Source organism: Halorubrum aethiopicum, assembly GCF_001542905.1.
Classification (GTDB): Archaea; Halobacteriota; Halobacteria; order Halobacteriales; family Haloferacaceae; genus Halorubrum; species Halorubrum aethiopicum.
This window is the reverse complement of the sequence record NZ_LOAJ01000002.1, coordinates 70,296-90,284: the sequence shown is the minus strand read 5'-3', so window position 1 is coordinate 90,284 and position 19,989 is coordinate 70,296. Positions and strand designations below refer to the sequence as shown.

General features: G+C 60.5%; 25 protein-coding genes. 7 read left to right on the top strand and 18 right to left on the bottom strand.

Going from position 1 to position 19,989, the window contains the following annotated elements:
- Positions 1-77: 77 nt before the first annotated feature.
- From AXA68_RS14970 to AXA68_RS14950, 5 genes are read left to right on the top strand one after another with little or no spacing between them, the layout of a single operon-like run.
- Positions 78-650, top strand: coding sequence for a hypothetical protein (locus AXA68_RS14970; protein ID WP_232745141.1), 573 nt, complete (start codon positions 78-80; stop codon positions 648-650).
- Complete coding sequence (locus tag AXA68_RS14965) at positions 651-1,379, top strand: hypothetical protein (protein WP_066418887.1); 729 nt, start codon at positions 651-653, stop codon at positions 1,377-1,379.
- The gene (locus AXA68_RS14960) at positions 1,376-1,960 is read left to right on the top strand and encodes a zinc finger domain-containing protein (protein ID WP_066418884.1); all 585 of its coding nucleotides are present in this window, start codon (positions 1,376-1,378) and stop codon (positions 1,958-1,960) included. Before AXA68_RS14965 ends, AXA68_RS14960 begins: the two co-directional genes overlap by 4 nt.
- Positions 1,960-3,165, top strand: a complete 1,206-nt coding sequence (locus tag AXA68_RS14955) for a DNA cytosine methyltransferase (protein ID WP_066418881.1) — start codon at positions 1,960-1,962, stop codon at positions 3,163-3,165. Before AXA68_RS14960 ends, AXA68_RS14955 begins: the two co-directional genes overlap by 1 nt.
- Positions 3,166-3,167: 2 nt before the next feature.
- A complete protein-coding gene (locus tag AXA68_RS14950) occupies positions 3,168-4,073 on the top strand; it encodes a hypothetical protein (RefSeq protein WP_157884865.1) in 906 nt (301 codons plus the stop codon).
- A 105-nt stretch (positions 4,074-4,178) separates the two neighbouring features.
- Here AXA68_RS14950 and AXA68_RS14945 read toward each other — a convergent pair whose 3' ends face one another.
- The 7 genes from AXA68_RS14945 to AXA68_RS16885 form a co-directional block, all read right to left on the bottom strand.
- Positions 4,179-4,427: a hypothetical protein gene (locus AXA68_RS14945; RefSeq protein ID WP_066418870.1), complete on the bottom strand. Its 249-nt coding sequence runs from the start codon at positions 4,425-4,427 to the stop codon at positions 4,179-4,181.
- Positions 4,428-4,512: 85 nt separating this feature from the next.
- A complete protein-coding gene (locus tag AXA68_RS14940) occupies positions 4,513-4,848 on the bottom strand; it encodes a helix-hairpin-helix domain-containing protein (RefSeq protein WP_157884864.1) in 336 nt (111 codons plus the stop codon).
- Between the two features lie 37 nt (positions 4,849-4,885).
- Positions 4,886-5,272 (bottom strand): hypothetical protein, encoded by a 387-nt coding sequence (locus AXA68_RS14935; protein WP_066418861.1) that lies wholly within the window; start codon positions 5,270-5,272, stop codon positions 4,886-4,888.
- Complete coding sequence (locus AXA68_RS14930; RefSeq protein ID WP_157884863.1) at positions 5,269-5,562, bottom strand: hypothetical protein; 294 nt, start codon at positions 5,560-5,562, stop codon at positions 5,269-5,271. The genes AXA68_RS14935 and AXA68_RS14930 overlap by 4 nt, the downstream gene beginning before the upstream one ends.
- Positions 5,559-6,341 carry a hypothetical protein gene (locus AXA68_RS14925; protein ID WP_066418856.1) on the bottom strand — a complete coding sequence of 261 codons (783 nt, stop codon included), beginning with the start codon at positions 6,339-6,341 and terminating at the stop codon, positions 5,559-5,561. Before AXA68_RS14925 ends, AXA68_RS14930 begins: the two co-directional genes overlap by 4 nt.
- Before the next feature lie 328 nt (positions 6,342-6,669).
- The gene (locus tag AXA68_RS14920; RefSeq protein ID WP_066414843.1) at positions 6,670-7,500 is read right to left on the bottom strand and encodes an IS5 family transposase; all 831 of its coding nucleotides are present in this window, start codon (positions 7,498-7,500) and stop codon (positions 6,670-6,672) included.
- 39 nt (positions 7,501-7,539) lie between these two features.
- On the bottom strand, positions 7,540-8,139 hold the full coding sequence (locus AXA68_RS16885; protein WP_157884862.1) for a hypothetical protein: 600 nt from the start codon (positions 8,137-8,139) through the stop codon (positions 7,540-7,542).
- Between the two features lie 188 nt (positions 8,140-8,327).
- Between AXA68_RS16885 and AXA68_RS16880 the strand changes: the two genes are divergently transcribed.
- Positions 8,328-8,756, top strand: a complete 429-nt coding sequence (locus tag AXA68_RS16880) for a hypothetical protein (RefSeq protein WP_157884861.1) — start codon at positions 8,328-8,330, stop codon at positions 8,754-8,756.
- Between the two features lie 60 nt (positions 8,757-8,816).
- Here the strand turns inward: AXA68_RS16880 and AXA68_RS14915 are convergent, their stop codons facing one another.
- The 3 genes from AXA68_RS14915 to AXA68_RS14905 are packed head-to-tail and all read right to left on the bottom strand — an operon-like array spanning position 8,817 to position 12,737.
- Positions 8,817-9,287: a hypothetical protein gene (locus AXA68_RS14915; protein ID WP_157884860.1), complete on the bottom strand. Its 471-nt coding sequence runs from the start codon at positions 9,285-9,287 to the stop codon at positions 8,817-8,819.
- A 10-nt stretch (positions 9,288-9,297) separates the two neighbouring features.
- Positions 9,298-10,104: a hypothetical protein gene (locus AXA68_RS14910; RefSeq protein WP_066418852.1), complete on the bottom strand. Its 807-nt coding sequence runs from the start codon at positions 10,102-10,104 to the stop codon at positions 9,298-9,300.
- Complete coding sequence (locus tag AXA68_RS14905; RefSeq protein WP_066418848.1) at positions 10,104-12,737, bottom strand: ATP-binding protein; 2,634 nt, start codon at positions 12,735-12,737, stop codon at positions 10,104-10,106. Before AXA68_RS14905 ends, AXA68_RS14910 begins: the two co-directional genes overlap by 1 nt.
- A 537-nt stretch (positions 12,738-13,274) precedes the next feature.
- Between AXA68_RS14905 and AXA68_RS16200 the strand changes: the two genes are divergently transcribed.
- On the top strand, positions 13,275-13,739 hold the full coding sequence (locus tag AXA68_RS16200; RefSeq protein WP_080505319.1) for a hypothetical protein: 465 nt from the start codon (positions 13,275-13,277) through the stop codon (positions 13,737-13,739).
- 774 nt (positions 13,740-14,513) lie between these two features.
- Here the strand turns inward: AXA68_RS16200 and AXA68_RS14900 are convergent.
- The 8 genes from AXA68_RS14900 to AXA68_RS14865 all read right to left on the bottom strand — a co-directional run bounded on the left by AXA68_RS14900 (position 14,514) and on the right by AXA68_RS14865 (position 18,739).
- Positions 14,514-15,161: a hypothetical protein gene (locus AXA68_RS14900; protein ID WP_066418846.1), complete on the bottom strand. Its 648-nt coding sequence runs from the start codon at positions 15,159-15,161 to the stop codon at positions 14,514-14,516.
- Positions 15,162-15,252: 91 nt separating this feature from the next.
- Positions 15,253-15,774: a hypothetical protein gene (locus AXA68_RS14895; RefSeq protein WP_066418843.1), complete on the bottom strand. Its 522-nt coding sequence runs from the start codon at positions 15,772-15,774 to the stop codon at positions 15,253-15,255.
- Positions 15,774-16,142, bottom strand: a complete 369-nt coding sequence (locus tag AXA68_RS14890; protein ID WP_066418839.1) for a hypothetical protein — start codon at positions 16,140-16,142, stop codon at positions 15,774-15,776. Before AXA68_RS14890 ends, AXA68_RS14895 begins: the two co-directional genes overlap by 1 nt.
- A gap of 2 nt (positions 16,143-16,144) precedes the next feature.
- Positions 16,145-17,002, bottom strand: a complete 858-nt coding sequence (locus AXA68_RS14885; RefSeq protein WP_080505318.1) for a DNA polymerase sliding clamp — start codon at positions 17,000-17,002, stop codon at positions 16,145-16,147.
- 228 nt (positions 17,003-17,230) lie between these two features.
- Positions 17,231-17,635 (bottom strand): hypothetical protein, encoded by a 405-nt coding sequence (locus AXA68_RS14880; protein WP_157884859.1) that lies wholly within the window; start codon positions 17,633-17,635, stop codon positions 17,231-17,233.
- A gap of 208 nt (positions 17,636-17,843) precedes the next feature.
- Positions 17,844-18,104, bottom strand: coding sequence for a hypothetical protein (locus tag AXA68_RS14875; RefSeq protein ID WP_066418834.1), 261 nt, complete (start codon positions 18,102-18,104; stop codon positions 17,844-17,846).
- Between the two features lie 99 nt (positions 18,105-18,203).
- Positions 18,204-18,449, bottom strand: coding sequence for a hypothetical protein (locus tag AXA68_RS14870; protein WP_066418831.1), 246 nt, complete (start codon positions 18,447-18,449; stop codon positions 18,204-18,206).
- Entirely contained in the window at positions 18,446-18,739 is a 294-nt protein-coding gene (locus AXA68_RS14865; protein WP_066418830.1) for a hypothetical protein, read from the bottom strand. Before AXA68_RS14865 ends, AXA68_RS14870 begins: the two co-directional genes overlap by 4 nt.
- Positions 18,740-19,989 lie beyond the last annotated feature (1,250 nt).

The window sequence follows — 19,989 nt, the reverse complement described above, 5'->3', positions numbered from 1 at the left end:
CGAGCCCGGAGAACCTGAAACGAGCGCGTCGACACGCGCCCTCACATTCGCACGGCTATGGGTGGACGCCAGCGAAGATGACACCGCACGACGCCCCGTACTTTCTCGACAACGGCGCGTTCACGGACCACTTCGATCCCGACGCGTGGGTCGAAACGGTCGAGCGCGCGCTGATCGAGATGCCGCGAAGCCCCGATTTCCTCGTGCTCCCGGACGTATATCGTGCCGCGGAAGCGACGATCCAGCGACATCGCGACTGGTTGTACCGGCGCTCGATGGGCGTCGGCTCGGGGCAGTGTATGCGGTACTGGGTACTCCAGCCCGGCCTGCCGATCGCCGAGCAGTTCGACGCGATCGAGGGCTGTCAAGGCGTGTTCGTCGGCGGGACGACCCGGTGGAAGCGCGCGCACGCCGCGGAGATAATCCGGCTCGCCGACGAGCGCGACCTCCGGACACATGTCGGGTGTCCCGGCGGCGTGGACGGCCTCGTGTGGGCCTACCGACAGGGGTTCGATTCCGCGGACACGACGACTGTGTTCCAGAACCAGTACTGGCACTACCTCGATCTGTTGGAGGAGGCGACCGAGGAGACGCAGCCGATCGAGCCCGACCGGGCGGCCGAGCAGGCGTCGATCGAGGGGTGGGGCTGAATGGTCTCGAAGCCGCCCCTCCCCGACGACTACGAGCTTCCCGCGGGCGTGAACGGCTGGTCGCACGACCCGGAGTCCGGGATCAACGCGCATGTTTGGACGGCCGCGGATGGATCCGCGTTCGTGGGCGTCTTTTGCTCACTCGGCTACGTCCGACTCGCAATCGGAGACGCTCGCGTAGTTGGGATCGGGCGGACGGTTACCGTCGAAGAGCGGCCGGCGACGATCGAGCGACTGAATCACGAGGACGCGACCGCGGGCGACCGAGCGGCCACGGCGGCCATGTGCGACCGTGCGCTCGGCTGGATGCGCCACCATGCGCCAGACGGATGGTCGCACCCCAACGTAACCGAGGCGGTGTTCATCCCGCCCGCAGGATACGACCTCGAACTGTACGAGCTGGCAGAGCGTGCTCAGACGATCTACTACCGGCGTCGAGACGCACCGGAGCGCTCGTCACTGTTCGGCGGTGACGCCGGCTCAGCCGACGAGTACGATTATCTCTACCTTCATGTCTGGAACGGAAGCGGGGCCGCAACGGTCGAACGAGCACCGTGGACGCGCTCGGACGCCAGCGAGCGCGCGGTGTTACTCGATCTCCCCGACGAGTGCGGGCTGGAGGTTGCGCTCAAACAGACTCGGGAGTGGGCGCGAGAGCAACACGGGATCGAGGCCGAGGGCATGGTTCCCGGACAGTCGGGACTCGACGCCTTCGGTGGAGAACGATGACCGACCGCGTCCTCACCTACGAGTGCCACGTCAGCGACGCCGACCACGACGTTCCGGGTCCCGATGTTCGGATCATGAAGATCGGTGACGGGGGATTCATCGTCGCCTGCGGGTGCGGCCCGGAGTCTCTCGACGACGCCGACGAGTCGCCCCACCCGATCACGGACCACCTCGTGAACATCTACGCTGAGGATCCGTCGCCGACGCAGTGGCTCACGCTGGAGGACGCGGCCGACGGATGGTACGACACGACGGCGTGGAACTCTCCGGAGGGCTTCGAGGGCACCCACGGGCAGCGTCGAGCGCGTTTCCGAGAGAAGATCACGGAGATCGCCGACACGAACGACCGTAACGAGCGCGGCGGTGCGAGCCAACGCGACCGCGACGCCCGCGGGGTAGCGTGTCCGGACTGTGACGCCGGCGTCGGGACGAAGTGCCAGCGACCGTCGGGCCACCGCGTCCGAAAGTCACACGCCGAGCGCGTCGAGGCGGCCGTCGACGCCGGGATCATCGACGACGAGACCGGGGGTTCGAGCGTCGAGGAGACGACCGAACAGGCCGAAATCGGCGGGTGGGCGTGATGCCGACGCTCTCGCTTCCCGAGGACGGTCCCACGGCGGTCGACATGTTCGCCGGGGTGGGCGGCGCGACGATCGGACTCGTCGCCGGCGGGTTCAACGTGCGGGCAGCGTGGGAGACGGACCCGGTCGCGTCGTACGCCTACCGCGTGAACCACACTGAGGGGACCGACATCGCGCAGTACGGCGATGCGACCGACGTGCGTCCCGACCACGTTCCCGACGACCTCGACCTGTTGTTCGCTGGTCCCCCGTGTCAGGGATTCTCGTCATCCGGTGGGAGTGTTGACGACGACCCGCGGAACCAACTCGCCTTCTGTGTGCCTGAGTGGGTCGACGCGGTCGGCCCGCGGATCGTCGTCGTCGAGAACGTCGTCGGTCTACAGGATCTTCACGGCCCGACCCACGGCGCGCTCGTCGACGCGCTCACCGACGCCGGCGAGGGCTACACCGTGGCGACGCTCCGGCTGGATGCCGCCGACTACAACGTCCCACAGGCTCGCGAGCGCGTGTTCATCATCGCCGTTCGCGAGGACTGCCCGACGCCCGACCAGTGGGAACCACCCGTCGTGACCGCGCCCGCGCCGACGCGGACGCTCACTGGGACGGCGCTGGAGGGCTACGATACTGCGGGTGAGGCGCTTGATTCGCTTCCGGAGCCGATTGTGTCCATGCCGCCGGCCGATGATCCGGTTCATGCGACGATCGAGGAACTCCAGCCGGGTGCCGGAGAGTGGGGGCGACACCGCGTCGACCCGCACACCGTGGCTGGTCATCGGGAGGTGGACGGGACGATCGTGGTGGTGCCGCCGAACCACGTCGCGCCCGATCACGCCGACGCGACGCGGGCGAAGTATGCCGAATGGGAGCTCGGGTTTTGTGGGAGTCGGACTACCGACCGACGTCTTCACTCCGACCGACCGGCTCCGACGATGACCGTAAGCGACGGAACACCGCCGGTGTCGTTCGTGGGCCGGTCGCCCTCGACGCTGGACGAGCCCGTGAACGACGTGCGGCGACTGACTGTTCGCGAGGTTGCCCGGCTTCAAACGTTCCCGGATATGGTGACCTTCGCCGGAACGCGCGTCGAACAGTACCGGCAGGCCGCGAACGCCGTCCCGCCGAATCTCGTCGCGCACCTAGCGGGCCACCTGCGGGACGCGGTCCTCGAACACGAGCAGGACTCGGCCGACGTTCCTATCCGATAGTAATGTGCGACACTTCTCGTTTCATCTGTAATCTCTTTTCGCATAGTAAGTATTATACAGGCGGCTTGAGAACACCGAAATACGCGAAAGCGCAGGTGACCACAGCGATGCTACAGGAAATCCACATGACTTCGATCAGACTCGTAAGCGGGAGTGTCCGGTTGACGCTCCCGAAGCCACTCGCAACGTCGACCAGTATCCACGACCGCGACGCGCTCCGGACGGCGTTCCAGGTGCGATGTGACCGGACCGGGAGCGACGGCCTCGGACTCGACATCACGATCGGCGACGTCGACGACGATTCGACGCGTACCATGTCGGCCGTCGTGTACGACTCGACCGGGCAGGTTGAACTCCGACTCCCGCGGCTGTTCACGGAAGCGTGGGGAATCGACGGCCTCGACGTGGAGTGGCCCGACGCCGACGAGTACGCGTGTGACCCCGACGAGAACGTGACGATCCACGCGACAGTTCCCGAGTGGGAGCCCGCGTATCCGGTAGACCTGTTCCGGGCGGCCGGCGAGATGCCGCACAGTACGTCGCTCAATCGCGTCGAGCGGAGCGACAGCGACTACGCACAGGTGACGGGCTCGGTGCCGACCGTCCTCAGCGAGTCGATCGGGCTCGGGGCCGAGTATGATCGCGTTGAGGTGACGATGGACTGCGTCGACGGCCGCGCGGTCATGGTCATGACGCCGACCGACACTCCGGCCGAAGAGGTCCGGAACAGCGTGGCAATAAATCTCGCCGGCGGGCAAAACACCCAGCGGCAGTTCAACGCCGGGTCGATCGCTGGCCTGCTCGGTGTCGAAGAGCAGCTTCGCGAGGATGGGAGCGTTCGACTACGGTGGTTCCGGCAGGACGACTCGGTGTGCGCGTTCGTCGAGGAGGATGGAGCGTCGGCATGACGACGTTCGAGCGCGAAGCTGACCTGCGACTCGGGGGCTCGCCGAGGACGCGGACGCTGGGCGGTTGTAGCGGTCGGCAAAGACGACGGGCTTTTTGCGAACGTTTCAGCGCAGGCAATCGACCAGCGCGTCACGGTCGGCGAGCCGCTCCGTCGGCTCAGCTTTCCACTGGATCGTCGGTCGCGCAACCCCTGCTCGGTTGCGCTCGTTCGCTAGCTCACGAGCGGCGCGTTGCGTGAGTCCCGTCTCAGGCTCGATTTCTTCCACGTCGATGTCGGTCTCGGAGTGAGGAACCGTCGCGACGACCTGCCACTCGCGAGCGCGATCGATTGGCACGCGGGCGTCGGCGCTCATGCGCTCCCCCGTGTCCCGCTCGTCCAAGAGTCCCGGTAGTCAGCGAGCGCTGTCGAGACGGCCGTCAGAAGGTGGGTGTAGCGGATCATCGTGCGAGGTGCTCTTCGATCGCGTCGGCGGTCGACGGGCCGATACCGTGGATGCTCTCGATGCGCTCGCGATCCGCACGGTGTAGCTCGTCGAGGGACTCGAACTCCGACGCGAGCGCACGCGCTGTGTCCGGACCGACGCCGGAGATGGCGCGTGTGACCGTCTGAATCCGCTGGGCACGGTCGTCGACTGCGAGTTCGACTCGGCGTTCGTACTCGGCCATACTGATCTGATCGGTCGTCCACAGGTGCTCGGCGTGCTCAACGGTGCCGGGCTCGGGATCGTCGCCGGCAACGCGATCGTACAGATACGTGATCGCGACGACGACCACGGCGGCAAGCGCGATGAGGTCGGGGCCGGTGGTCATCTTAACAGATATCCCGGGAGCGGAACGTCGACGCGACCTCGGTCGCGTACTCCTGCTTCGAGATGTCGTCCTGTCGGTACTCGTCGACAACCCGCCGGTTCACGTACAGCCGCCCGGTCAGTTCGTGTGAATCGGGTTCGACCGCCGTCACCGTCGCAAGTCGGTCGACTGCCCGGGCGTGGCCCGCGAAGACGAGCGCGATCGTGACGACTTGCTGGAGATGCGTGTCGCCGTCGGCGTCGAGGTCGGGTTCGCCCGGCTGTTCGTACACCAGGTGTGGGTCGCCCTGCGTGAGTCGAAGGTCGACGATCTCGATGCCGTTGCTCGTGAGGGCCTCTCGAAGCGCGAGCATGTCAGTCCCGCCGGGACTGTCGGTGTGGGTGCTCACAGGACGGTCACCTCCTCGCTTGTCGGGTCGATCACGTCGATGCCGTGGTCGCGAACGTCGATGAGGAACTCGTCCTCGACTTCTTGAGCGACCCAGTGAGTGACGGCGTCGGGGTCCATCCCGATCGCGTCGCCGGCGGAGATGGTCGGCTCGCCGTGGTCGACCACCGGGTTGCTCCCGCGGACGGTCGACGTACGTTCGATCGTTACCCACCCGAACACTTCGCGTTCCTCGCCATCCTCGTCGATGACGCTCAGCCTATCACGACGCCGGAGTGGGGTGGCACTCATGCCGAGTCCTCCACGTCGGCCAGCGGGTCGTACTCGTCCTCGGGGAACTGCTGCGGGACGATCGTGACGGTGTAGTGCTCCGCTTCGATGTGGAACGGGAACTCTTCGCGTGTACTCACGGTCAGTGTCTCGTCGGGATGAACCCGCTGGAGGATCCCGCCGAACAACTCGTCCGAGAGTCGCGTGTAGGTGTGGCGGCCCTCGGTCTTCGCGAGCGATGCCGTCCCGACAGCCTCGACCCCGGGGACGGTCGCCCACAGCGTGTCGTCGGTGAGGGTCACGAACACTGCGCCGTCACCACTCCCGAAGACCGTCGCGACCGCTCGCTTGAGCTCGTGGGCGTCGACGGCGGCGGTAGTCGCGTACTCTACCTCCGGGTGCGGGCTGATCGTCTCGGGATCGTCGGGTTCGAGCGCATCAACGTAGTTGAGTCGCGAGCCTGTCGAGACCGTGATCTCCGGATCATCGGTGCGAATCTGGAGCTTGATCGAGTCCGGGTCGCTGATGAACGAGACTGCGCTGAGGAACTGATCGGTGTCGACGCCGAAGGTGACGGGTTCGGTGTCGGTTCCGTACTCGACGGGAACGGTCGCGTCGAAGCCTATCACGCTCGTATCTGAGAGCGTTTTGACGCGCAGGCCGGCGTCGGTGAACTGGAGGGTCACGTCGTCCGTGAGGTACGCCAGCAGCCGGGCGACCGGGAGAAGGTCGGTCGTCTCGATGTGAGCGTCGAGCCGCGCGAGGTTCTCGAACTGCGGCGGCGAGCGGGTAGTACTCATGCCGAGACCTCGCTGGCGGTGATCTGTATCTGTGCGACCGTCACTGCGAAGGGGGTTGTGCCGTTCATTTTCGAGCGACGGATTCGTGTTACTCCGTCTATCCGTGCGAATAACTTACACCCCCTAAAATCCCAATCTTGGCAACTGACGCTACAAAGGACCTAGATCCGTTTTTCTAATCGGGATCATCGTCTTTATCGATGGGTTTCCGATCGTATCCACCATCGTCGTTCTGATCGTCATCGTCTGACATAGTCTGATCAGAAACGTGACACCACATTATTCTTTCTCTCGATCTGCTTTGTTGAATCCGATGACGGCGTCGGGGTCACTGTTTGAGCGCCTGTTCGAGGTTGTAGACAGCGGCGGTCAACACGAGTTCGCGGAACTCGCGGTACCATGCGCGAGGGTGGACAGCGGGGCCGAACCGACGCTTGATGGCCGAAAAGGCGGTCTCGGCCATCCAGCGTTGGCCGTATAACTCGCTGTCCAACCGTGCGTTGTGTGCGTGATCGTACGCAGCAAACAGCCGGTGACGCAGCAAAGGCCGGACGCCCTCTGAACGGAGGGCGTTCCGGAGAGATTGGTCGTCATAGCCTTTGTCACCGGCGAGACTCTCTATTTTCCCGATGTTGCGAAGAGCGACTCGACGGCCGGTTTGTGTGTCGTGAGGCCAGTGTGCCGAGCAGTGAAGATCGAGGATGGCACACGAGTCTGTATCGACGAGCGCCGTCGTTTTGAGCGTGCGTATGTGGCGATCCGAGCGGTGTTGGTAGTGTCTCGATGCCGTTTCGCGGTCGAAGAACGTGGCATCGATGGCACCGTGCGAGCCCGGATCGCAGATGGTCGCGGACTCACGAAGGAACCCACGCCATATCGACATGGGCACCCTCTCAAACGACCGATACAGCGTTGAGGGTGCGGGAAATGCCGTCCGCGCCAGCTGTAACAGACCACGAACGCGATCCATCTCACTCGCCCAATCCACAATCTCGCGGTACGTCGCGTCCATGTGAACCCGCAAAAAGTGGAGCGTCACATGCTTCCACCCGGGAAATCCGTGGCCAGTCGGATCACTCACCGCCGTTGGACTGGCGGCACAGCGCTTTTGAGCCAGCGACGCGGCTTGCTTAACGAAGCGGAAGAGGAGTTTGGACACATTCGGCTCTTCCGCTTCGCTTCCGCCTTCAGAGCGACGCTATCCCGTTGCCTTCTGCGGATTCAACAGAGCATCTCGATCCATTCCATACACAAGCAAAACTCCGATGATCAAAATAACAGGATAATCGAAGGACAGTGGGTACTGGAATTCAAAGGCAATTCGAATTATTGTACTAATTGCTCCAAAAACAAAGAGGAAGATCGTCGCTATCGCTAGCCACAATGAACGCTCAAAATCTTGTTTTTCTTCGTCATACGGGTCATCAAAATCAGAAACCATCTGACTGTATTCTTGAGAGAGTTTCAGATAATGTTCCTCAAGATCGTCTGTCGATGCCATTTGGTCAAAAGCAGAGCTTGCCAAACCAATATCATATGATTTGGTTTGTGAATATACGACCGCCGAATACCAAATGGAACCTAAAAGAGTAGCAGAGCCCACAAAAAAATATAGCAGTGAAATATTTTCAGGCTGTATCGTGACGACAGTGGCGATGATACTGCCTACGAGCAGATTTATTTTCGCGATCTCGATTGCTTTGGTATTGAGATTTTGCTGAATGTCATGGAGCTGTGAATGAGTTGTAGAATACTCGTCATACGCTGATCGATAGATTTCAATTTTATCTGAGGACATAGTGAACTGGATGTAATCAAGCCATTATACCGTTGACTCATTATATTTTCGTGGAAACGAATGTGTGTGAGATAAACACCGATGGAACCAGAATGTTGGTGTAATACGCATCGATTAGCCTGCTAATGATGGATTAAAAATTACCAAGCTGGCAATTTTATAGGATCATCGTAATATCAATACACATCATGGCACCACTGATTGAATCCCAACCATCAATACTTTTTGATAATAGACTGAATGAGATCAAAGATCCAAACGAGATGTATATCGGGGATCTGTTCTATATTTTTCAGAATGAACCAATCGCTTCAGGGGAACCAGTGAGAAATCCATTTGATGTAGGACCCGGATTATTTAATATTCCAGACATTGAAAACCAAGGGATACGAGATTCTGACTTACTACTAGTTAGAGTCACAAATATTGAATCGGAACACGTTGGGACGTGTAGAATCGAAGTAGAAGTAGAAGATGCTAATCGTATTCTAGATAACTATCAAAATATAGAAGAAGCAGTTTCTAGTCATGATTTTACAATACCAAACCGTGAAAATCCTTTGGATTATGATGAGATAAGAGGTACGATGAATACACTCGTTAAAGATATTCAGTAATTTGTTTTTGGTATAGATTGAAAAGAAAGTATCCGTACACTGAATGAACTCCCAACTGGATCAGTGATTGATACAATCGAGAGCGGCGCGGCGAGCGGGCGGGATCGGTGCCCCGCCGGCTGTCTTCTGGATCGCATTCCAGCGAGCCGCATCGTCGTCGGCCACGTCGGTGAAGATCGGCGTGTCCGACTCGATGAACGACTCCTTGTGCGCGAGCATGTAGTGGACGGCTTCGTGGCCGTTCGGGACCACCCCTCCATCGAAGTGCTCGCGGATGAAGTCCTCGTCGACGTTGAACGCGCCACGAAGATCGTGCGAGCCCTCGCCCTTATCGGGAGAGTGCCCGTGTGCCGCCGCGGCCGACGGCTCCGTGAATTCGGTCATGCCGATCCCATCCGCACCGTCACGAACGGCGTCCGCGAGCTTCGCACCGACATCGTCCGTTCCGACCGTCGGTTCCTGCGCCGCGTCCATCCGTTCCTGTGCCTGTTCCACTCCATCTGCCGTCGGTTTCTGTTTCTGTGTTGCCATCGTGGGTACCTCAGTCGGGTCGTCGCTGCTGTTCGGCCGCACGAGTCGTCTGGACGTGGCGCTCGATGAGATCCCAGAAGAGATCGTCATCGTGGCGCTCGCGATACGTCGCGAGCCAGTACGCCTTCCAGAGAAACTCCATTTCATTCGCACCGAGCGTCTCGCCGTCCACCTCGACGTCGAGGTCGGCCGCAACGTCTTCAGGATCACCTCTGGGCGTGAGTCCGATGAACTCAACGTCGTCATCGGAGCGGCTGATCCCACCGCTCACACGGTAGGTCGCCTGATCGAAGTTGCGGGTGACGAGATAGACCGATCCCAGCCACGTCAGCAGGAACAGGTCCTCGATCACCCACCCGTCATCGGTGTGTTGGATCGACGCCGGTGGCACCGGTGCGTACCGACGCTGTACTTTCTGGAGAAGGTCGGCATCGGCCTGCGCGTCGGCAAGTTCCTCGTAGAGATGGACGATTGACTCTCGACCGTCCGCCGCTACGATCTCGCGGACGCCCGACAGCACCCGATCCCGACCGGCGGGTGGGTTCTGGACTGGCTTCCGGTCATCGACCCGGAGGGTAAACACGCGCTGACTGTCGGTCGGCCGGACGACGACCGACGGCTCGTCAGCGTCACCCTCGAAGATCGTCGGCGGCGTCTCGGCGTCGCCGAATACCAGGTCCGCGTGCCCGTAGATGTATGCGAGCTCGTACGCAGCCGTCCGCGGGACCGTGTGCGTGGTGTCGCCGTCGTCGAGGAGATATGAGTTGCCGAACTCACCGACGATATCCGCGTCTTCCGGGAGGTCCTCGGGGCTCACTACTCGAACACCTCCAGCATGTCGCGGTAGGTCTCGCCGTCGACGGTCGACTGCTGGCTCGGCGCTGGCAGTCCCTCATCGTGGAGTTGTGCGAGTCCGTCGATGACGCCCATCATTCCGGAACGGAGGCTCTGTCGTTGACTCCGGAGCATTCGGAACTCCGCCGTCTCCTCCCACTCGGGCAGCCGAGTATAGACGTAGAGTTCGGTGTCGTATCCCGGTTCCTCGATCAGCGTGGGGTCCGGGAGTGAGAACTCCGTCTCGTGAGTCGCGAGGCGAACGTCATCATGCCGGAACACGGGGAGGACGCGGCTGATCATGTCCTCAGTCGCCGGGACGTACACCACGCCATCGAGGGCGTCACGGCCGCGGTACGCCGACCCCGTCTCCGGTTCCTGCTCGAACCACTCAGCGGCTCGTCGCATGGCCCGTTCGTCCCGAAGGTTCGATACCGCGTCTTCGGGCGCGAGGTGGATGACGATCGTCTCACCATGCTCGCGAGCTTCGGGAATCGAGCACCGGCCGGCCGACGTGTCGAACTGCCGCTGTCGAGACGCGTCGAGGTACTCCTCGATGCGAGTGACCTGATCGAGGTCAGCGAGATACTCGTAGGTCTTGACCGCACACGTCGCGAGCCGGACGTTCCCGTGTCCGAGTGTACCGACGTACTCCGTGATCGACTCGTCGCTGTTCGAGGGGAACAGGATTAGCAGGTCGATCGGGTTGGCGAGGATTCCGCGGTCGGGTGTATACCCGCTGTTGCGTGCTTCGAAATACGCCCGAAGGTATCGCGCCGATTCCTTGCGGGTTTGGTCTTTGAACCCCCGATCGGTGTCGTCGGTGAGCTGTGCGCGGTGAAGCGAGAGCGTCCGGTTCGGCGCGTCCTTGCCGGCGTTCGGATTCGTGTAGGAGTAGTCACGCTCCCACATCTCACGGGTTTCCTTGGAGATGTCGAACTCGTCGAGACTGTCGCGACCGATGTCGCTCAGTTTGTTCCAGCCGAACTGTTCGAGGACGGTATCCAGTCGATCGCCGCCGACGCACACGACGACGTTTCCGGGGTGGTCGTCCCACACGGCGCGGGCCTTCTTTTCGGAGGGGCGAGCGGACGCCCACACCTCGGCGTCAGCCGGGAGGTCCGTGAGGAGTTGGTAGATGCGGACTTCACCGCGGTTCGACCGCTTCCACGGATCGCCCCCGCGAGCGCACTTATCGACCGTTTGACTGAGCGCGGCTAACGCCGACGCGTGGCCGTCCGGAAGCGTGAGATCGAACGTGTCCAGGTGGCCGCGGATGGTCATCGAAGACCAGTTGGTCGCCGCAAAATCCTGCGCCTCGACGTACGACACGACGTGGTCGATCGCCGATTGTGGGGCGTCGATGACGCGCTCGGAGTCGGCGATCGCCGCGACGGACGCGGAAAGATCACGCTCGAACGTCGCGAGGAATTCCTTGGCGAGCCACCGCCAGAACCTCGGATTCTCCTCGAAGCGGTCGCGGTCGCCCGCCGGCGACGGCGTCCACACGTCCGTCGGGGCGCACTCCGATGCAGGGATGTAGCCCTCTTGGTACTCCTCGGGCATCTTCGCGTACTCGCCGTCACTCACCCGCGTCAACCCCTCATGTGGGCCAGCGACGATCTCTTCGTCCTCGGAGTGAAACACCACGTCGAAGCTCTGGCGGTAGGGAAGGTCGAGTCCGAGCCGGTCGTCGCCGTCATTCAATCGTTTTGACTCGAAGTTCCGCTCGATCGGCACGTCGAGCAGCACACACTCGTCGTCGGCACCGAGGTCGTGAACCGCACGGAACACGCCCTCCTTCTCGACGACGACCGCAGCGTCCGGATCGACAGGGCCGTCAACGAACGGCGTCTCACTCCGGCCGCCGTACTCGTCGTCGACGATCAGCGAGCCGTCTGAGGCGTGCTCGCTGTAGAGGACCGGCACCCGCGACCAGCGAGCGATTTCGGCGACGGATCCCGCGATGTCCACCTCGGGATCGGTGAGTGGGAACTCGAAGCGCGTACCGTACTGTCCGTCAGTGAGTTTGTCCGGCAGCGAGTCTTCCCGTTTGAACCCAGTCGAACACCAGTACCCGCGGACGTACTCGTCCGTCCGTCGCGAACGCGAGTGCATATAGAACGCCCCGTCGAGACCGACGCCGACGAGCCCCGACAGCAGGCCGATCCCGTACTTCCCGCCACGGTCCTTCGTGTATCGGTTCGTCGAAACGCCGAGTTGGATCCCGATATTGGAAATTTCTGCGTCGCTCATCCCCATCCCGTTGTCCTCCATGATCAGCGTCTCTGAATCAGGGTAGTACGCGATATGGATCGTCGGCGTGTACGAGTCACCGAGTTCTTCGGCAGCGTCGAGACACGTCGCCGCCATGTTGGCGACGTACTCGCGGATCATCGACGCGACGGACTCGTACTTGTTGACGGACATGTGCTTGACCGCATCCTCGAACCGCACGCCGAACTGCTGGATGCCGTCGGTGTCGTCGACTTGTGCTGTCAGATCCGGGAAATCACTCGATCCCTGCTGGATCTCGATATCGAGGTCCGAGAGCCCGGCTTCCAGCGGGGCTAACGAGCCGGTTGAACCGATCGCATTCGGAAGGTCGCCGCTCATCGATCAGCCCTCACTGGAGAGCCTGATCGCCGGCGGATCGACGATGCTACGCGCTGGTGGTAGGGGGTTGTGCCGGTGGTCATCGTGGTGGACGGTTGTGTTGGTCCGTCTACCAGATACCGTGGTCGCCGCCGATATAATTCCTCGGGGTGACAAGAACGGTATCGAATACGGTATCGATATCGATACCAATTGATAAACACAGGTACCGGCTACAAAAACTCTATTCAGAATTCTAGTTTCAAAGATGGTTCCTGTGAGTTGCTTTGTTAAATCCGAAGAATGCGTCTGGATCGGGTCATCTGTACTCGGCTCAAGAGTCCATCAGAGAGAATTCTAAGAAGGAATCTGCGCAGGCGGCAGAGGAAGTCGGGTTCAACGGGCAAATCGATCTACGACATTGACGGGGAAAAACAGAAAATCGCTCCTTCAGATACGTGATCCCAGTACCGTCATCGGATTCCACAGAGCAGAGAACACAGATTCGGGCATACATACAACACCGATGAACACGACCTTAAAAGATAGAAAACGGACATGACCCTCCCAACGCAGTCCACGATTGTTTTTGCCATCGGTATCATCTGCCTGGTAGCGGGTGTTGGCGGTGTGTATCTTGGCTTCCCAACGCACACAACCTCGATAATCGAACAGGAACCAAGCGAAGAAGCAATGGCAGACGCTGTAGATACGGTGTCTGTCTCAGAGATCGACCCCATCGAATTTTCCGCTCTCTCGCCAGCAGAACAGACCGCTTTCACACGTGCCCGCCAATCCTCCCAACGCACCTATACCGACTATGGAGCTTCCGATAATGGGAGCCACTTTGAGTATCGAAACGATATTGCGAACCAATATTTTGTCAGCAACAACGGCTCAATATATTTGGTTCGAGTTGTTGTTTCGATACATCCGATCGTCGTAGGCGGTGGCATTTTGAGCGTGCTCACTGGACTCGCTCTCGTTGGCGGGGGAGTTTGGCTCAAACGCCATAGTGTCTGAGCTGTGTTTGGATCAGGGTGCTCTATTAAATTCACAGAAAGCGTCGGTATCAGGTCATTCAGTACTCGGCTCAGGAATACAACCGAGAAAATTCAGAGATAGAATCTCGGCAGAAAGGGGAAATCGAGATCATTGGATGAATCGATCTACCACTTCACCAACAAAGAGCGAAATTATCGCGCCTGTAGAGATCGTGATCGCCGTGTAGTCATCGGATTCAATAAAGCAGTGTGAGCAATGCTGCGTTATACCACATAGTGAGGATCTCTATTCATTTAATCATCATGTCCGATTAAATACCAAGGGGCTCAATGAGGGGCTATGCCCGAAGAGACTGGAAGGCGGTTAGCCGAGTACGCGACAGAACACGTTGGGGGTGCGTTACGGGCAGTGGTAGTCATATACCAAGACAGTATTGAGATAATTTACCTTTCAGATAAGTTGGCAACGTCATACAGTCGTGAGGCGTTCACACGGATCGCCGACTCCTTCCGAGATCAGCTCGGCGATCACAGAAACACGAGTCAAGACAGTCCACTCGGAAGCAAGCACTGTTTCATCCATCACTACGAGAACGCGTTTATCTTTCAGTTTCCCCATGAAGACTGTCACAGTATCCTCATGAGTGTTGAGCCACAAGTTGGTTCAAACCTCGATCGCTTCGTTCGGGAGTGTAAGCACTATCTATGACGGAAGGAGTAGAAATAGTGAGACTGCTTCGGGCTTATCTAGGTTGAATCTCGTACGCCGCTTCGCTGATAGAAACATGACCGGCTAGAGTTCGTTACCACTGAACCGCAACGGCGCGTCGACGCCCCCGGCGACCGCCTCAACGACACGTTTGAAGGACTCGATCGACAGGTTCCGGTGTGTCCGGACGACGGTCACACCGGCCGTCGTGATTGTCACCCGGCAATCCCCGCCGTGGTGGTCGTCGTGTGCTGTCCCCGAGACGTGGAACTCGAACCACGCGTCGCCGTTCATCGCGAGTACATCCAGAAACGCGATCGACGAGTCCGCGAGTCGGTCGGCGATCGTCTCGGCGTCCGTCTCTCCCGGCGTGTCGGCATACTCGAACAGCGCTGGCGTCGACGTCTGGACCGACAGCGACTCGGAGCACTCAACGAGTTCGTGATCGAGCTGATCGTAGGCGTCGCGAAGGCCGATGACCTGGTCAACCCCACCGTCAGTCACGAGGTCGTCCGGGCTGGCAGCGTCGAGTTTCGCCGCGATCGAGTCCCCACGGTAGAACGTCTCCCCTCGCCGCTCGCGTTCCACGGGTTCGTCGAAGGTCTCGTAGCAGTCCGCACACCGATATTTGTCGGCGTCAAGGTTCGTCGATTGAAGCCCGCCAATATTGTTCATCGCGACCGACGAGCTATCGCACTTCGGACAGGCCGAGACCGTCTCGTCGCCGGTCATTCACCGCCATCCTCCGAGTCGTCTGCGTCGTCCTCATCGGGATCCCGATCGTCCATCCGGAGTTGCGCCTCGATCCGTGCGGCGTGATCCATTAGATCGCCCTCCGCTCACCGCCGGCGTCGAGGACGTGGTCCACCTCGAACACGAGCGCCTCTTCGCCCTGTGGCTTGATCGAGACGCGGTTGGGTGCGAGGTCCGGATTCTTCGGATCGTGAAGCTCGTCGGGGTCACCGAACGAATCCGCGTCGATCAGCCCGTAGTAGGGATCCAGCGGCGTCGACCCGAAGTGCTGAATCGTCCCCTTCGGCGTCCGGAACACGATCTGTTGCTCGAACTCACGAACAGCCGGCGGAATCCACAGTCCTCGGTCGGCGTCGAGGTGAAGCGCGTCCGAGTCGGTCTTCACGTCGTCGGTTTCAGGGGTGGCTCCACCGTCCGTGACCAGTCGCTCGCTCGGGAGCGTCGCGCGTTTCAACCGGGCGGTGTGATACCCGCCGTGTGCGCGCTCGTTGTGGTCGTTCACGACGGCCTCCCACTCGTCGGCCGGGAGTTCTCGCTGTGTGTTACAGACCGGGCAGCCGACCAGCACGGTCGGCGTCGCGTCGGCGGTCATCACGCCTCCTCCGACGACCCGTACTTTCGGTCGAGCCGGTCACACTCGTCGAGGAAGTCACGTACGTCCTCCCGGGAGTTGTTCGACAGTTGCGCGAGCAGGCGAACGGTGAGGTCACGCGAGTCGCGTCGCTGGAGGTCCTCGACAGCCTCGAACGTCTCCGAGATGTCCGAAAGCGACCATCCGGTGAGGTGCGCCCACAACAGGCGTCGGGTGTCCTCTTCATCGAGCCCGATGTCGATCCGGTCGAGTTCGGCCGTGAGGTTCGCAACGCGCTGTTCGGCGTCGGCGACCGCCTCCAGTTTGTTGAGGAACTCGTCGTCAACCTCTTCCGGGATCCCGTCGTCATCAAGTAGAGAGCCCGACATCGTCAGTCACTCTGAATACGGGGGGCGATCATCACGGTACAGTCGCCCGCGAGGTCGCCGTCCTCAGTCATCTCGCTGTGCCCGTAGTGAAGTTTGACCGGGAACTCCTCGCCGAGTTCGACCGTCACCTCGGCGTCCTTCGGGATCGGCTTGTTGATGTCCTTGAAGTAATCGAGCGAGTACAGGCTGTTGCCGTCGCCCGGTGACGCATCAACGTCGACCAGATCCTCGTGCGTCAGTTCGAGGTCAACGTCGTCGGTGTCGCCCTCGGCTTCAATGTAGCACGCGATCTTACCGTCGTCGCTCGTCCCCGTCCGGAGCCGGACGTGGTCGCTCACCATGTCGGCCGCTTTGATCCCGCGGTTGAGGTCCTCGCCGTGAAGCGTGACCGTCGCCGGTAGATCGAGGTCATCCGGAATCTCCGGCTCCCGTCGGATCGAGTCCGGGTTGATCAGCGCGAGGGTATACGAGAGCCCCCCGACTTCGATGTGTAACTTTCGTGTTTCGGTGTCGAGGGTGAGCTCAACGAGGTCGTCTTTGTCGCCCATCCCGAGGATATCCAGCATCCGGGAGATGTTGAGCCCGATGACGCCACCCGATGCGTCGTAGTGTTCGAGCGCGTCGCGATCGAGGCTGTTCCGGCACATTCCAACGTTCGCGGGGTCGACGACGATTCCCGAGAGGCCGTCATCATCGAGGTGGAGTTTCATCTCCTCGGCGAGAGCGTCGAACTGCTCGAAGAACTCGACGAAGAACTGCTGCTCGCCGATCGCGGAGAAGGCCGCGTCGGTGTCCTCCGTGTCGACGGTAGCAACACCGTCTACATCGTCGTCCTGCGCGACCGCCTCGGTGTCGCTCATTGATCGCCCTCCGACCGCGTCGATGGGTGGGTTGCGTTCGGTACGACTGCCGTCGTGCGCCCGCTGGCGCGTCGTGCTCGTGTCATAGGGGGTTGTGCCGCAGTCCGCAGAGGTCGGCCCGGAATCGAACCGGAAACGGTGGGACCACCCACCGACCTATCTGGAACAATCGTGTGCGAGTACCACGTTTCTAAATCAGATTCAATTACCTTTCTATATCTGAATCAATCACTCATCGTTACCAGATAGTGTGTACTTCGTGTACGTGTCGTCGCCGGTCGGCAGATCGTCTTCCGGCGAATATCGGAGCGCAAGCTCACGCGGCGTCAGATCCGCCGGATCGCGCTCGGCGTCAATATCCATCCGATTCGCGGCCTGCCGAACGCCCTCGCCGCTGATCGCGCCGTCGAACGCCTCCTGTGCGATCTGCCGGTATGACATTCCCTCCTCGATACGGAGGAACAGCAGGACTTCGCGATCGCGCCACGGTTTCTGCCCGCGCTCGATCGCGGCCGTGTAGTCGTACTCGCCTGGATGGCCGTCGTCATCCGTGATACCACCGCCGAATGCCGACAGCGGCATATCACCGTCGCGACGTGTTTCATCGTCATTCGGCATCGTATGCGCGGACATTACGTGAGCACCTCGCTCAGGCAATCATTCGATGTGGTACCGTGTTCGGTATCACTATCGGTATCGAATCCGGTATCGCTATCGATACCAACATTATTTCTAAGCGTTCGCGTCTGTGTAAGGGGGTTGTGTCTCATCGTGGTCACCAGTGACGGTTTCCCGTGTTCACGTCGCCGTTCAACGGCCTGATACTTAGGTATACGGGTCGTCAACGCGAACGAATTTCTCGAATCCCGAGGCTCCGCAGGATGGGTTCGATCCACTCGGGCACGTCGCCGTGGAGGGCAACGGCCTCGGGCTCCGCTTTCGTCCCCTCGATACCGATCTTCGCTTCCCGGCGGGTCTCCTCGCACGTCGCGTGAACGACACGATTGTAGTCCGGGTGTGACTCGATATTGACCGTCACGTTCTCGGTTTTCTGGCCGGTCGGGTCTTTCAGTATCTCGAACGTCCGCCGTTGGGTGGACATACTGTCGAAATCGAGGGATGGGGATAAGGGTGTCAGCCATACCCGGGGTGAAAGTGGAAGTGAACGGCCTCGATCGACAGGAAGACGATCGACGCACGCTCAGACCACCGCCGTAACGACCGTCGCCGAACCCTGTGGGGAGACGTCGCAGATCGCCAGGTCCGTGGCGACGAGCTCCGAGAGCACGGCAGTCGGGGCGACCGCCGCCGCGACGATCACCTCGACCGTCCACCGCGAGCGCTCGGCCGTCGGTTCGAGTACGTCCGCCGCAGTGACGATCGGGATCGTCTCACATCGGGCGGCCGCGTCGCGAGCACGCTTCCGCGCGAGGACGGTGTACGTCACGGCTCAACCCCCGCGACGATCGTCTCGACGAGCGCCTCACTCGCCGGCTGCTCGATCCGTTCACGCTCTCTCCAGCCGTATTGCTCCTCGACGTGTTCGACCCACACCGTGATCGGCTCGGTGCCGAGGTCCTGGTGATGGATGATCCGCCCGTCGACGACGACCCATACGCGGTGGGGGGTCCCGGCGACGTGGTAGTGCTCGCGACCGTCGCCGTCCGTTCCGAGGACGTACGCCCGGGTGGGGATGGCGTCGATACTTTCTTGTCGATCGGTTTTCGTAGTTGACATGGGTTTGCTTGGTTTCAGACCCGACTCGCGTGTCACCGCACGCGGGTTTTCCTGATCGAGTACTCATCCTGAGAGTCGCGTCTCTACATATTCATCTGCCTTGTGTCAACAAAAGATTTTTGCTTCGTAGAAATCCTACTGTTCGTCATAGGAGAGAGTATGTCCGAAAATTATTCAGAATCAGTCGATAAAGAGGTTCGTGAGTTTCTTGAACGCAACCGAAAGCCGTTCGTTACGACGACCAACGTTGCCGAGGACCTCGGAGTGACGCGGCAGTACGCGCATGATCGACTAACCGAGCTCGTAAATAATGGCGAGATCGAGCGCACGAAAGTAGGCGCGAAAGCAGTCGTATGGTGGGTCAACGACTAATCGTCTGCCGACCGATTTTCAGCTACATACTCGCGGCCCTGATCAGTTACCCACCAAACGCGAGCTTTGGATCCCACCTCTTTGCTGTCGAGATAACCCTCTTCCTGTAGAGATTCGAGTCGGGAATGTACCCCCTGCCTCGTGAGATCCAACGGCTTCGTGAGCTCTGTCGTCGTTTGTACGGGATCAGATGACAGAAGAAACTCACGAAGGATCGCATAATCGGATACCGTTCGTTTTCTGCCAGCCACTACCGGCGAATTGAATCCCGAGTAAATAATATCATGTGTCTGGTATAATCTTCTTCGGAGAAATAAATATCGTCGTAGCAACTAAATAGTAGGGTGCTATTAGTGGTAGATGAAGATGTACCCGCGTGCCCCTTCGCCCGGCATCCACGGAGGAGCCGTGGGTACAGATTCCCCCGACTACGTCGGGGTTACGATGATCACAACTCGTCCTGGTGAGCCGCGGTTCGATTCCGCGGGCGAGCGTCCGGCCTCGTGCCGGAGGGTAGCGGCCGACCGCTCAGGAAGAGCACGGTCGCGCTGGCGAAAGCGGGCGCGATCACGACCACAACAGGGTGTGTTCGCGAGCGACACCAGCCGGTTTTTCGGCACAACCCCCTGCGGCTCGCCCCGCTTGGGGCTTTTCAGTACCTCAGCACACTTTCAGGCTGAGATCGAGACGGACAGCTTCACGTCTAGTTTCAGTTTCGCGGTGCTCGCTGGAACTAAGTACGCACCCGCGAGACGAGATAGCAAGCAGTCTCGCTCAGGAACTACCGCGCGGGCCGGACCCGCGCCTGTGGAGACATCGGGTCTCGCGCAGAAAGACTCCAGCCCTAACTGGAGTCGGATGATGCCCGGCACAAACCC